Source organism: Nostoc sp. 'Lobaria pulmonaria (5183) cyanobiont' (assembly GCF_002949795.1).
Classification (GTDB): domain Bacteria; phylum Cyanobacteriota; class Cyanobacteriia; order Cyanobacteriales; family Nostocaceae; genus Nostoc.
The window spans coordinates 6,623,017-6,636,643 of sequence record NZ_CP026692.1; the positions used below are offsets into that span (position 1 = coordinate 6,623,017).

At 39.9% G+C, this 13,627-nt stretch carries 11 protein-coding genes; 3 read left to right on the forward strand and 8 right to left on the reverse strand.

Features of this window, described 5'->3' with window-relative positions; translation table 11 throughout:
* Window positions 1–65 precede the first annotated feature (65 nt).
* Both NLP_RS29415 and NLP_RS29420 read right to left on the reverse strand, forming a co-directional pair.
* Window positions 66–419, reverse strand: a complete 354-nt coding sequence (locus NLP_RS29415) for a hypothetical protein (protein WP_234017111.1) — start codon at window positions 417–419, stop codon at window positions 66–68.
* Window positions 391–1,836, reverse strand: coding sequence for a RecQ family ATP-dependent DNA helicase (locus NLP_RS29420; RefSeq protein ID WP_104909410.1), 1,446 nt, complete (start codon window positions 1,834–1,836; stop codon window positions 391–393). Before NLP_RS29420 ends, NLP_RS29415 begins: the two co-directional genes overlap by 29 nt.
* Before the next feature lie 153 nt (window positions 1,837–1,989).
* Here NLP_RS29420 and NLP_RS29425 point away from each other — a divergent pair, with 153 nt between their 5' ends.
* A complete protein-coding gene (locus NLP_RS29425) occupies window positions 1,990–2,427 on the forward strand; it encodes a GNAT family N-acetyltransferase (RefSeq protein WP_104909411.1) in 438 nt (145 codons plus the stop codon).
* Here the strand turns inward: NLP_RS29425 and NLP_RS33755 are convergent.
* The 3 genes from NLP_RS33755 to NLP_RS29435 form a co-directional block, all read right to left on the reverse strand.
* Window positions 2,401–2,739 (reverse strand): hypothetical protein, encoded by a 339-nt coding sequence (locus NLP_RS33755; RefSeq protein WP_158680580.1) that lies wholly within the window; start codon window positions 2,737–2,739, stop codon window positions 2,401–2,403. The two genes, NLP_RS29425 and NLP_RS33755, sit on opposite strands and share 27 nt — an antisense overlap.
* A 74-nt stretch (window positions 2,740–2,813) precedes the next feature.
* Window positions 2,814–4,418 carry a 2-isopropylmalate synthase gene (locus NLP_RS29430; protein WP_104909412.1) on the reverse strand — a complete coding sequence of 535 codons (1,605 nt, stop codon included), beginning with the start codon at window positions 4,416–4,418 and terminating at the stop codon, window positions 2,814–2,816.
* Window positions 4,419–4,520: 102 nt separating this feature from the next.
* A complete protein-coding gene (locus NLP_RS29435) occupies window positions 4,521–5,042 on the reverse strand; it encodes a LabA-like NYN domain-containing protein (protein WP_041565194.1) in 522 nt (173 codons plus the stop codon).
* Window positions 5,043–5,778: 736 nt separating this feature from the next.
* On the opposite strand from NLP_RS29435, the gene NLP_RS29440 reads away from it, so the two are divergent.
* Window positions 5,779–8,160, forward strand: a complete 2,382-nt coding sequence (locus tag NLP_RS29440) for a CHASE2 domain-containing serine/threonine-protein kinase (RefSeq protein ID WP_104909413.1) — start codon at window positions 5,779–5,781, stop codon at window positions 8,158–8,160.
* Between the two features lie 310 nt (window positions 8,161–8,470).
* Here the strand turns inward: NLP_RS29440 and gorA are convergent, their stop codons facing one another.
* From gorA to NLP_RS35295, 3 genes are all read right to left on the reverse strand, one after another.
* Window positions 8,471–9,814 carry a glutathione-disulfide reductase gene (gorA, locus tag NLP_RS29445; RefSeq protein WP_104909414.1) on the reverse strand — a complete coding sequence of 448 codons (1,344 nt, stop codon included), beginning with the start codon at window positions 9,812–9,814 and terminating at the stop codon, window positions 8,471–8,473.
* A 330-nt stretch (window positions 9,815–10,144) separates the two neighbouring features.
* Entirely contained in the window at window positions 10,145–10,456 is a 312-nt protein-coding gene (locus NLP_RS29450; RefSeq protein WP_234017112.1) for a tetratricopeptide repeat protein, read from the reverse strand.
* 23 nt (window positions 10,457–10,479) lie between these two features.
* Window positions 10,480–11,142: an exonuclease gene (locus NLP_RS35295; RefSeq protein WP_234017113.1), complete on the reverse strand. Its 663-nt coding sequence runs from the start codon at window positions 11,140–11,142 to the stop codon at window positions 10,480–10,482.
* A gap of 130 nt (window positions 11,143–11,272) precedes the next feature.
* Here NLP_RS35295 and NLP_RS29455 point away from each other — a divergent pair, with 130 nt between their 5' ends.
* Window positions 11,273–13,345 (forward strand): hypothetical protein, encoded by a 2,073-nt coding sequence (locus NLP_RS29455; RefSeq protein ID WP_104909415.1) that lies wholly within the window; start codon window positions 11,273–11,275, stop codon window positions 13,343–13,345.
* The last annotated feature ends 282 nt before the right edge of the window (window positions 13,346–13,627 follow it).

Genomic DNA, 13,627 nt, shown 5'->3' on the forward strand with positions numbered 1-13,627 from the left:
AAAAAAGTTTTTACTTACTTCCTGTCCTGCGATAAGATTATTTATCTTTTCTTTTGCGTCTTTCTCTAACAAGACGCTGCGCGATCGCAGTTATTAAAAAAATTTAGGTTATTGTAGCGGGAATACCTGACGGCGAACAAGCTAGCAAGGGAGTAATCTTCAGAAATGAGTCTTTTATACTCGGCGACGAGTCTTTGATACTCGTGAACGAGTCTTTTATACTCGGCGACGAGTCTTTTATACTCGGCGACGAGTCTTTGATACTCGTGAATGAGTCTTTTATACTCGGCGACGAGTCTTTGATACTCGTGAATGAGTCTTTTATACTCGGCGACGAGTCTTTTATACTCGCCAACGAGTCTTTTATACTCGTGAATGAGTCTTTTATACTCATTGACGGCAATTGTCACAATGTCCACAACGCAAGTTAGCTGCCTCTTTATCAAAACCAAAGGCATTTAACAAAAACTGCCAACGACAGTGCTTGGTTGTTAGGTATTGCTGCATCTGTTTAGCAGCGTGTAATTGCATCGGTGAATGATTTCCCGCTTTTTGCCCAATGGTGTAATGAAAAGGATCAAGCCAGTTTAGCTGACCGTTGCTATGGAGTAAAGCTAGTGCTGTCGCACCTTCGGGAAATTGTCGGGTTACTGCATTTACTTCTCCCTGTTTTGGTAATTTTTTCACAAGTTGCTGCGCTATTTGTTGTTGCGATCGCATTTGTTCTTGAAAAAACTCCTGTCTTTGCTTATCCCCTGAATCTAACCACCCCGTAGGTTCACTCACCAATGTTAACGCCTCTGCCGGTTTCCCATCCCTTCCAGCGCGACCAATTTCTTGCACATATTCAGACAGCAGATGTGGTGCATGAAAATGGGCAACCCAGCGAACATCTGATTTATTAATCCCCATGCCAAACGCACAGGTACAAACCACAAATGGTATCTTACCACTTAACCAGCTTGCTTCTACTTCACGGCGTTCAGTTGCACCTAATCCCGCATGATAACTAGCTGTAGCAAAACCCATCTCTGCTAACCATTGGGCTAAATCTTCACTATCTCTCCGAGTGCGAACATAAACTAATCCCGATTGTTGCGGTCTATTTTGAATAAACTTTAATAATTGTTGTTTCCTACCTCGTGGTGTCCAAGCGATGCGAACGCTGGGATGCAAATTCGGACGGTAGGGATTCAAGCGGAAAATCTCTGGTTGCTGTAATTGTAAAACTGTTTGAATAATTTTTTGGGCTGAGGGGTCAGCAGTAGCGGTAAAAGCGGCGATGCTAATTTTTGTTCCTGGTGGTTTTGATTTGAGCAATGCCGGACGCACTGCCCCTAATCTGCGATAAGCTGGGCGAAAAGTATCACCCCACTGTACTAAACAATGAGCTTCATCTAAAATTAAGCCATTAATTTGCAATTGCGGCTGACATAATCTTTCCCACACTGGCGCACTGAGCAAAGTTTCGGGCGATAAATAAAGTAATCTTAGCTGTTGACGTTCTAAAGCTTGCAGAGTTGCACGGCGTTGAGATGAAGATAATTCACTATGCAAAAGTGCTGCTTTTTGGTGGCTTTCTCGTAGTTCCTGTACTTGATTTTCCATTAGCGCCACCAAGGGCGAAACTACCAAGGTTAATCCTGTTTGTAGCAGTGCGGGAAGTTGAAAACAAATCGACTTCCCGCCACCTGTGGGCATAATAATCAGCGCATCTTTTTGTGCCAATAAACTGCTAACAATTTCTCCTTGTGGTGGACGGAAATCTTCATAACCCCAGATTTGTTGAAAAGCAGTGCGGACTTCTTGCCAAGATTTGGTTGTAGACTGATTCATAATCAATGATAGATGCACCCATATCCTTGAATGCTGAATATAGCCTCTGTTATCCAGCTAATGGTTCAGTAATTTCATCATTTGACACTACAAACCACTGACCCCAAGAATGAATTATAATTTTTCAATCTATTAAATAAAATATATAGCAAGATGAATGAAGAATTAAAACATCGATTTTACATCAATACCGATAAATCTAAATTAGATATTCAAATGATTCATGATTTTTTACAAACTTCTTATTGGGCTGAAAACATCCCATTAGCCACTGTAGAAAAGTCAATAAACAATTCTTTATGTTTTGGACTTTATGAAGATAATCAACAAGTTGGCTTTGCAAGAGTCATCACTGATTATGCAACTTCTGCGTTGTTAAAAGATGTTTTTATTTTGGAGCCTTATCGAGGACAGGGTTTAGGAAAATGGTTTGTAGAATACATTTTAGAATATCCCGAATTGCAAGACGTTCAAAGGTGGATGTTAAACACAAAAGATGCTCATGGACTTTATCGCCGTTATGGATTTAAAAATTTGACAGAACCAGAGAAAATCATGATGCGTTTAAATCCCAATGCTAATCAAGCTTGAGCAAAGCGGAGGTAAACCAGTGCGGCCGAAATTTACTCTCTTGATGAAGAAATTCATTGGTGTATGAATAATCCGGGCGTTTTCCTTCTCGCCACTGTACTTCTTCATCATGAGCAAATCTCGACGCGCTTCTTCTATAAATTGGAGGGTAATATTCTGCCACTCCAGAATAATATTACTCTCATCAACACCAATATCTAGCCACATTTGGTAAGAGTGTTTTGCAATCAGTGAATCTTCTTTGGTGGTGGCTTCTCTGATAGTTATATGTTTTTCTGTCAGCATAATTCCCAACAAATTTTTGCAACTCACAAATAACTCCTCCCCAAAGTTGGAGAAGAGTTTGTTAGCATCAGCTAAAAACTGGCAGCTTTACAGATCCAATCTCAGACTTTCTGTGCACTTACTTCCTCTGGCTTTTTTTGAGTTTGCAAAGATGCATACAACCTATTCAACGCATTTACATAAGCTTGCGCAGATGCCACGATGATATCTGTGTTCGCTGCATGACCAGAAAATACTTTAGATTCATAACGTAAACGAATCGTCACTTCTCCAATGGCATCAATACCGGCTGTTACTGACTGCACAGAAAACTCAATCAACTGGTTGGGTACATTCACCACCCGGTTGATGGCTTTGTAAACTGCATCTACTGGCCCAGTACCGATCGCAGCATCAGTTAATTCTTCACCGTCTGGGGTACGCAGGGTAACTGTCGCGGTAGGACGGGCGTTGCTACCACAGGAAACTTGCACCAACTCTACCCGGAACAAATCGGGTGCTTGTTGGATTTCATCGTTAACGATCGCTTCCAAATCCCAATCAGAAATTTCTTTCTTTTTATCTGCTACTTCTTTGAATCTAACGAAGGCTTTATTTAATTCAGTATCCGACAGTTCAAAGCCCAATTCTTTCAACCGAGTACGGAAAGCATTTCTACCTGAATGTTTGCCTAAAACTATTTGATTGTCTGTTAAGCCAATCAATTGGGCATCCATAATTTCGTAAGTGAGTTTGTTCTTTAACACACCATCTTGGTGAATTCCAGACTCATGGGCAAAGGCATTCGCCCCAACGATCGCTTTATTTGGTTGTACCAACATTCCCGTCAAATTGGAAACTAAGCGTGAGGTTTTGTAAATTTGTCGGGTGTCGATATTTGTCAGGGATTCTTGAGAATTTTCTGGTCTGCCGAGATAAGGGTTAAAATATTGCCGCCGCACGTGCAACGCCATTACCAATTCTTCTAGTGATGCATTTCCGGCGCGTTCGCCAATGCCATTGATGGTACATTCTAGTTGCCGTGCGCCATTTTTCACGGCTTCTAAGAAGTTAGCAACTGCCAAGCCTAAATCATTATGACCGTGTACGGAAATAATCGCTTGGTCGATGTTGGGGACATTTTCGATAATGCCTTTAATTATGGCTCCAAATTCGCTAGGGGTTGTGTAACCCACAGTATCGGGAATGTTAACTGTTGTTGCACCGGCTGCGATCGCTCGTTCTAATACTTGGTACAAAAATTCTGGATCGGTTCGGGCCGCATCCATCGGCGAAAATTCTATATCTATCATGAAGGACTTGGCATAAGCTACCATTTCTTCGGCGATCGCTAACACTTCTGCCCGTGACTTTCGCAATTGATACTCTAAATGAATATCAGAAGTCGAAATGAATGTGTGAATTCTGGCATTAACTGCTGGTTTTAATGCTTCAGCAGCCGCTTCAATATCTGCTTTAATCGCTCTTGCCAAACTACAAACTATCGGGCCATTTTCTGTCCCGACAATTTCAGCAATCTTCTTGACTGCTTCAAAATCTCCAGGACTGGCAAAGGCAAAGCCTGCTTCAATTACATCTACACCTAGACGCGCTAATTGCTTGGCAATAACTAGCTTTTCGTCTATATTCAAAGTCGCTCCCGGACACTGCTCTCCATCTCGCAATGTTGTATCAAAAATGATGATTCGATCTGTTTTGTTTCTCATTTGCCGTTTGTTGTTTAGTGTTTAGTGTTTACTTGTGGCTTAATATATCTTCAACCCTAGTTTTTCTTTTACTCTTATTTTTGTAAATAATTGTTAAAGCTACTAACCTTCAGTTTTCTCTATTTGATCTCTGATATCATTTAAATCTATATATCTATCAGTAGCATTGCGTAGTTCTCTAGCAATCATTCCTTCTGTTGATACTACCGTAATATGTGTATTTTTTGAGCGTAATAGTTCGATTGCTCTTTCAAAATCTCCATCACCACTGAATAATACTACTCGGTCATACTGGTCTACTGTATTAAACATATCTACAACAATTTCAATATCTAAATTCGCTTTTTGCGAGTAACGACCTGACGTATCATCATAATATTCTTTCAGAATTTTAGTTCGTACTGTATATCCTAGACTAATTAGAGCGTCTCTGAAACCTCGCTGGTCTTGTGGATCTTTTAAGCCAGTGTACCAGAAGGCATTAATTAATGTTGTTTCTGATTGCTCATGTTTGAAGTATTCTAAGACTCGCCGCGGGTCAAAAAACCAACCATTTTTTTGTTGAGCATAGAACATATTGTTTCCATCTACAAAAATAGATAGACGATTCATTGGAGAACCCATACAAATTTACACCTAATAATATATATGAATTTAGATGGAACAATAGATTATAGCAATTTTCAAATGCCTTGTTTGCTAATATCTATAACGTAGTTCTTTATCTATAGCTTTTATCCTACCTCTTTCAAGACATAAAAACGCCTGCAATATTGGAGTTGAGATCCAAGGTGTTAACCTGATTCACCCAGCACAGCAAGAGCCACCTGGCGATCAAAATCTACCCATAAAATTGACCCAGTAACAGCATTCATCGCTGCATAACACTAAAGTTTACTCCTAAAGAGGTATAACATCGGCTTAAGGTAAGATATAAATTAATGCCTATCTTTCGGTAAAGCTGTCAGTATCAGGACACCGTTTATGGAGATTACCAACATTGCACCAAAGAGAGAAGACAGCCTTGGGAGTGCTTCTGGTATAGCACCCAGTTAGTAACGTGTATGTTGGTTAGGTGAGGGTAAAATCTTGCCACAACCAAATGCACAGGTAGAGTATATCCGGCTCCAATCTATGAGACAATCACTACTTGTAACTCATTTAACAGAAAAAGAATAAATTAAGTAGTGGTTGAGTAAGAATTTTTTGGGGCTGGCTCTGCCAATAAAAGTTTGTTGATAAATAGAAGATACTTTACAAATGTATAAGATTATCATTTAAGTCTTATTTCAATGTGCTTACACTAAAACGCGGTCTGAATAAATAAAAGTGTTGGACTTAAATCAATCAGTAACACGATATGGCAGAAGAACCTACATCTACCTTAACTAAAAACTATGTCTCTACTGCCAAAGGACTGTCAAGTAAACCAACAAAAGTGACTTCGACAGCATCTGCTCGCCACTCCCGGTGGATGGTTCGCTTAGGTCATCTACTGGCTGGTACTTGGGCAATTGGGGGCGCACTGTTGAGTGCTTCTGGTGGGGAATTGGTTCAATTGATGGAAAATCAGGTGTTTTCTGGCTTTTTTCAACTGCGCGGGCCGATTGTGCCTCCAGAAGACATTGTAATTTTAGCAATAGACGATCAGTCAATATCGGTTCCCGAACAGTACTATAAAACAGATCCGAAACAATATGCCTATTTAGAAACACTGAAATCTTATCCTTATAAACGGGCTGCATACTCCCAGGTAATCACAAAATTAATCGAAGCAGGTGCCCGCGCTGTAGCATTAGATGTAGTTTTTGATACAGCAAGCAGTTACGGAGTTACAGACGATCGCCAATTTCAGGCAGTATTGCAAAAATATGGTAATAAAGTTACCTTAGCAGCCGTCTACGAAAATTCCCAGACGCACCAAGGCTCTTTTACGCAACTAACAGACCCCCAACAAATGTTTCGTACAGGGTCAGTATCCATTGGCTCAGTTAATTTTCCTTTAGAAGTCGATGGAAAAGTTCATCGATTAGCGAGTGAGTTTCCCAAGTTCTTAGGTGAAGATAATTTATTTACCAAAAAGCGACTCTCTTTTGATGAAGCAGCTCTGAGGGCAGCACAAGTAAATTATCCTCAACCAAAAGGCGATCGCATTTATTTTTGGGGGCCTGCGGGAACATTTGAGCAAAAACCTTTTTGGCACGTACTCGACCCGCAAAACTGGAACACCTATTTGCAGCAAGGAAAGGTGTTCAAAGACAAGATCGTGCTGATTGGTGCAACAGATCAGTTACATAATGATTATTATCCAGTCGCTGGTAGTAATAGCACTGAACCGATGTCGGGCGTGGAAATTCACGCCAATGCGATCGCAACTTTGATGTCAGGGAAAGCGATCGCCTCAGGAATTAAGAGTCCACCATTGCAGGGTTTGTTTGTGCTAATGCTAGTGGGCAGTTCAGCCTTGATGATTAGCAGACGCAAGCGTAGCATCAATAGATTTTTCTATAGCCTCGCCTTGTCTGGCGCTTGGGGAGGAATTAGTTATGGGTTATTTGTCTATGGTCAGTTAATTTTTCCCACCAGTGTACCAATGATCGCGATCGCCATGACCGGAATTTGCTATTTGGCAACCTCAGTCATCAGGGAAAGTATCAGAAAACGCCAATTGGTAGACATTTTTCAGAAGTATAAAACTTCCCCCGTTGTCCAAGAGATTATCAGCCAACAAGATGACTTCCAACACCTAATCCAGCAACGAGATTTAGCCTTATCAGGGAAAGTTTTGGCTAGACGATACAAAATTGTCAAAGTTCTCGGTTGCGGTGGATTTAGTGAAACCTATATTGCCGAAGATACCCAACGTCCTGGAAATCCGCGATGTGTTGTCAAACAACTAAAACCAGCCAACACCAAACCAGAAGGATTGCAACTTGCCAGACGTTTATTTAACTCAGAGGCACAAACACTAGAAAAATTGGGAAGGCACGCTCAAATTCCTCAACTTTTGGCCTATTTTGAAGAAGACGAAGAATTTTATTTAGTGCAAGAACAGATAATTGGTCATCCTTTAAATCAAGAACTTTTAGCAGGTAGAGCAATTGAAGAAATTGCGGCGATCAAAATTATCAGGGACTTATTGCAAACATTAACATTTGTCCATGAAAACCACGTGATTCATCGGGATATTAAACCCAGTAATATCATCCGGCGACACTCAGACGGAAAACTGGTGTTGATTGATTTTGGAGCCGTCAAGGAAGTCGGTATCAAACAACTCGATCGTCCAGAGTCAACCCCTTTCACCATTGGTATTGGTACTCAGGGTTACGCACCAAGCGAACAATGTTTTGGGCGTCCGCACTACAGTAGTGATATCTATGCAGTTGGCATGGTTGGGATTAAAGCCTTGACTGGTGTAGCACCCCGTGAGCTAGATAGAGATGCTAATGGGGAGATTAAATGGAGCGATGCCTACGGCGGTAAACTAGGCACTCAGGTGAGCCACTCCCTAGCTCAGATTCTCAGTAAAATGGTACTGGCTGACTTCAAACAACGATATCAGTCTGCATCAGAAGCTCTTAAGGATCTTGAAGCTCTTAAAGCTCTTCAAGCTCTTGACGATTTGGTAAATTCCCAACACAGACACAATATCCCACAAGATGACTTATTAATGAATACTTTAGACGATTTAGGCATTCCTACAAAATCTTACTCAGAAGGACAAGAGACTTCCAAATAAAAAAATATCCAATCGCTGTGGAAGCTGTTCTTGAGTAGGGGAAGCAAAATCTGATAGTTGTATTGGATACAATAATTTAGATAATTTAATTTTTGGAGTTGCCAAAGTATAATTGGGCAGAAAAATGGGGAGATGAGAAGAAGGATTTCCCCCTTCTCTGTTTGTGGCTTTTTCACTCAGCCCTGCACATGATTTTAATTTATAGCCGTAGTCACACAGATTAGGACAGTATTGATTGCTCAAAGTTTTGAAACAACTGGGTTTTGACTCAGCACGGGCTAAACCTTAGCTATCCGCTAACAGCACTCAGCTATAACGACAGAAATTCTTCTCCTGTCGTGGGATGAATGCCTATTGTTTCATCCAAATCTTCCTTGGTAATGCCCTTGCGAATTGCCACACCTAGACTTTGAATGATATCTGCTGCATGTTCACCCACCATGTGAGCGCCCAAAACTTGCCCAGAATCACTATTTAGCACTAACTTTATAGTGGTTGGCTCATCCTGTTCGATTAGCTGATACAACAGTGGTTGGAACTCGGTGCAGTAGGATTGTACAGATTCACCAAATTTTTCCCGTGCTTTCGCCTCCGTCATCCCCACACTAGCCGCTTCTGGACGGCAAAAAACAGCAGTGGGCACATAATCATAATTTAGTTTTTGCGCCTTGTTGCCAAAAACTGTATCGGCAAAGGCAATACCTTCTGCCTTAGCCACTGGAGTCAATTGCACGCGGCTGGTGCAGTCACCCACAGCAAAAATGTTTTCTTGGCTGGTGCGGCTGTATTCATCTACTTTGATTGCACCATCTTCGCCAAGTTCAACATGGGCATTTTCCAAACCAAGATTTTTGGTATTTGGAGCGTAACCTGTGGCAACTAAGATGGTATCTGCTGTAATTATTTCTTGGCTCTCACCAGTAATAGTCAACAAGAAACCTTCTTCTGAGAATTTGATTTCAGCAACGGTGCTGTTGGTGAATAACTTAATTCCGCGTTTAATCAAACCCTGTTGTACAGCAGAGCGAATGTCATCATCAAACCCCGATAAAATCATCCCGTCTTTTTCAATCACCGTCACCTCACAACCGAAAGCGTGCATCATGCTAGAAAATTCTATGCCAATGTAGCCGCCGCCAATAATTGCTAAACGTTTCGGCAGATAGGGTAGCTGAAACATCTCGCGGGATGTGATAGCGTATTCTATACCTGGGATTTTGGGCTTAAGGGGTTGCCCTCCCACAGCAATTAAAATTTTGTCGGTTGTAACTTTGCGTCCATCAACATTGATAGTATGGGCATCGATGAAAGTGACATGTTGAGAAATTAATTCAATTCCAGCTTTTTGCAATTGCTGAAAATAGGATTGGTTAACGCTGTCAATATGCTGATGTACTGACTTAATAAATAATGTCCAGTCAAAGTATGTTTGACAGTCACTCCACCCATAACTGTGCGCGATTTGATTTTTTAGGGCGAAGTCAGCAGCGTAGACAATCAGCTTTTTTGGAACGCAGCCGCGATTTACACAGGTTCCACCAATGGCTTCTTGTTCGGCAATGGCGACACGTACACCATAACTAGCTGCTTTTTTAGCTGCTGCCAATCCCCCAGGCCCAGCACCAATGACAAACAAATCATAATCAAATGTCATAAAAATCTGTTCCTTTTTTACTGTTTGGAAAGCAGAGCTATTTCATCCCTTATAGTTATTCAGACAAAACTTCATCTACTGTCTTTGGGTGGACAATTTGGGATGAAATCAGGCTGATATGTATGATATTGCCGCATTAATAGTATTAGATTGAAAAAGAACAGCGATCGCCCAATCATTACTAACTTATATTACATTTTTTTGACAAATAACGCATCTTGTCTATGTAGTACTTAGAAGTGCGATCGCTGTCCGTGAGGTGTAGCCCATTGCCTAATTTGGCCAGCAGCCATACTAGAAAACAAATAGAAATGCGTTGTTTGCAGATAATTATGGAGAATCAAGTAAAGTTTGCATCTCTTCTGCATCCCTTGTCATTCCCAATTGCTCAAAACCATTAATAGCCTGAGTTGATAATTGGCAAGCTTTCTGGACACTTCCCCACTTTTTCTCCCAGCGGGCAAGAGAACGTTGATAACGAGCCAGACGCCGTTTATTATTGCTGCTTTCGGCGACAGTTAAGCCTTTAATTAATAGCTTTTGAGCTTCATCGCGATCGCCTTGTTCAATGGCAATATCAGCCAGCCAATTTTGAGCAGAATTAATCACCCGATGCCAATTAATTTTTTCTGCACTTTTCATCACATCTTGAAATAGCTTCTTTGTTAAAAAATATTCACCTTCTGAATAAAAGATTTCAGCCGATTAAGCCATTGATGCCAGACATGAATTAGCCTAGCACGATCAAATTTAAAAATCTCTGCTTCTTCACCTGGCAAAGCTACGACAATCAGAGCATGGTTAATTTTGCAGTTAAAGAGGCGATCGCTATAATGCCGATTAATCGCACCACCATAAGCAGCTAGTTGTAAAGGCTTGTCATAAAGCTTATCAATTCTCAGTTTTGGTTCCTCGGCTGTAGTCCATTCAATTAAATACGGAATACCTTGATAACGAGCAACTAAATCAACTTTCCCGGCGTAAAGTTCTTTATAGTTAGGTACGGCTTCTTCAACCAGTTGAATATCACTAAGTCGGTTTAGCACAGATTGAACACTATCCCAGTAAGGCTGAATCAGGCTGTTGTCAGGTTTGGGCGAGTAACCTTGCAGGTGTTCTTTAATCAATTGGTGCAAGGCATTTCCTCGGCGACGGCTGTTAGCAGCAATTCGATTTGCTTCTGCATCGCCAACTTTATTACGCCAATAGGAAAGGGCGGCTAGAGACTCCGGTGGCTGTGTCGTTTTTAAAACAGTGGTGACAGCAGGAAGAAGAACGCCACTATTGCCTTTGTAGTAGCATCTGCCGTTGATGTAGGTAGATTTCATAAGTTGCGAGGAGTGAATTACTACATCAACTTTTGCGTTAGCCTAGTACACAAGTAATACACATGCTGTGAGTCTTTGTGACTATATCGAGTACACAGATGTGTACTGTGGTTGTGATGCGCTAAGAGTTATGAATCAACAACATTTCAATGCAGTATTTAATCGCTTAACTGAAAGACGGCGAGAGGTGCTGCTGAAAGTACTGGCTAACGAAAAAGATGAAGCGATCGCCAAATTCCTGCACATTCAGAAATCAACTGTCAGAAAACATCGTGAGGAAATTTGTAAGTTATTTGGCTTAAATAATGAATTTTCAGACGAACGCCGTTCAAAGCTTCCAGAGTTAATTGCTCTATTTGCTAAGTACAAGCCTGAGTTATTAAATCAAAATACTTCAGAGTTAACACAAAATGAAAATTACAGTGAAGAGAAAACGATATCTGAAAATTCTGATTTTGTGGGGCGTGAGGATGCAATCGCACACCTCAATAAACTAGTTAATGAAGGTGGAAAAGTTATTTTAATTCACGCAGAGGGCGGTATAGGTAAAACCACCTTAGCTACAAATTGGTTTGAGCTTCAAGGTTTAGAATATCTTGAACTGCGTGTAGGAAGTACATCCCAAAACCTTAACTCATTAGAAGATTGGGTTAGAGTCAAGCTCAGATATCATTTTAAAGAGAATCCAGAACAAGATTTTATGACTATGATGGAGCAATTGAAAAGCAAACTCCAAGAACAAAGAATCGGTGTGTTAATTCATAATCTTGAATTTGCTTTGAGAAATGGCGAATTCAGAGAAACACATAATAGTAACTATATAGAAATATTAACAGTACTAGCTCATCAAAGTGTGCAGTCAGTCACCCTGATCACAAGCTGTGAGTTACTGCATGAACCCGACTTAATCAAGCTTAAAAGTTTTCAAGTTTATTGGCTACAAGAGTTGAAACATAAATCTTGGGGGGATTATTTTGTTAGTCACAACATTACTATAGATACTAATGCTCTTTATGAAATAAATCGAGCCTATGGCGGAAATGCCTTTGCTATGTCTCTCCTGAGTTCTGAAATTTTAAAGGAATCGCAAGGAAATTTAAAAGTTTACTGGCAGGATAATCGTGATGAACTATTGAGGCATCCAACTCTAGAAAAACTTGTTCAACGCCAGTTTAACAAACTTCAACAAGATAATCCCCAAGCCTATAAACTTTTATGTCGCTTAGGATGTTACCGTTATCAATATATTCCTGTAATCTCTGAAAAAGGAATTTTTTGCTTACTTTGGGATGAGCAAAATGAGCGAAATAAACTCCGATTTATCAGGGATTTAAAAAACAGAGCTTTAGTGAAGTTTAGCAGTGAAGGATACTATTTATATGAACTTATCCGCCAAGAAGCGATAGAAAGACTTAAATTAACAGATGATTGGAAACAATCTCACGCTAAAGCTGGAATATTTTTATCTACATTAATATCTGAAAATTGCAAAACAATTATCACAAAAATTACTTGCACGAAAGTGAATGATACTCAAGATCAAATGTATCTAAATATACAAAATGCAGAGATAGCAATAAAACAAGAACTTACTAAACAGGAAACTATTGCCTTAGAAGTTGTTTATCATTCTATGGAGTTTTATGGAGTAGGTTGCTTTGAGGAATTAAGACAAGAGCAAAACTTATTAGACAATGTTTTTTTTCAAGCTATCAGAAATATGATTTTTGAATATATTGATTGTTATAGTAATTTAGGTATAGTACTTTATAAATTTGCATTAACTACACACAGATTAGGAATAATTGACGAAAAAGAAGGAAAGCCTATAGAAAGTAAGAAAGAATTTGAATACTGCCAAAGAAGTTTTCAAGTAAGCCAAGATTTTCTTCAAACAGCTTTAGTCATTGCAACTAGAGTTAAAGAAGATAAATTAATTATTAACGTACTTTTATCTTTAGCTTGTTGTCATTATTATAGGGGAATAAGTTTACATGAGCTTGGATTATTTTTACATCAGATTATAAAAATTAACGAAAGTAAAGAAGCTCTTGAGGAGAGCAAAGTAAACTTAAAGCAGTCCCTAAAAATACTAAATAAGCTGTCATTGGAACAACAAATAAAGGAAGTAAAACAAGCAATTTATAGTCTAGAAATAAGTGAAAAATCTTGCAGCACATTTATAGCAAGATTTTTAATTTAATTAGTATAATTTTAACTGGGAAGTTTGAAAAATGCGATGTCTACGACGGGCTGCGCCTACGCACATCGAAGACACCCTCCTCTTACCCATCGCTGAAATAGAAAAACGACCATTCAAAAATTAAATCGCCTTCTTCTTTGCGTGAGGTAAAAATCAAAAACAAAGGCGGGTGCGGGGATTGAACCCGCTTATCCCCACAATGGTGGAGACGTAACCGATAACCTTAAATTCTTCGGCCCCGAAAGGCAAGTTGCGAACAAGGATAACCCGCCATGAAGCATG

Excerpts from the sequence above, each read along its gene's own strand:
- NLP_RS35295 (WP_234017113.1), bottom strand. The coding sequence starts at position 11,142 with ATGAAATCTACCTACATCAACGGCAGATGCTACTACAAAGGCAATAGT.
- NLP_RS29435 (WP_041565194.1), bottom strand. The coding sequence starts at position 5,042 with ATGGGTTCTCCAATGAATCGTCTATCTATTTTTGTAGATGGAAACAAT.
- NLP_RS29425 (WP_104909411.1), top strand. The coding sequence starts at position 1,990 with ATGAATGAAGAATTAAAACATCGATTTTACATCAATACCGATAAATCT.
- gorA (WP_104909414.1), bottom strand. The coding sequence starts at position 9,814 with ATGACATTTGATTATGATTTGTTTGTCATTGGTGCTGGGCCTGGGGGA.
- NLP_RS29420 (WP_104909410.1), bottom strand. The coding sequence starts at position 1,836 with ATGAATCAGTCTACAACCAAATCTTGGCAAGAAGTCCGCACTGCTTTT.
- NLP_RS29440 (WP_104909413.1), top strand. The coding sequence starts at position 5,779 with ATGGCAGAAGAACCTACATCTACCTTAACTAAAAACTATGTCTCTACT.
- NLP_RS29450 (WP_234017112.1), bottom strand. The coding sequence starts at position 10,456 with ATGAAAAGTGCAGAAAAAATTAATTGGCATCGGGTGATTAATTCTGCT.
- NLP_RS29455 (WP_104909415.1), top strand. The coding sequence starts at position 11,273 with ATGAATCAACAACATTTCAATGCAGTATTTAATCGCTTAACTGAAAGA.
- NLP_RS29430 (WP_104909412.1), bottom strand. The coding sequence starts at position 4,418 with ATGAGAAACAAAACAGATCGAATCATCATTTTTGATACAACATTGCGA.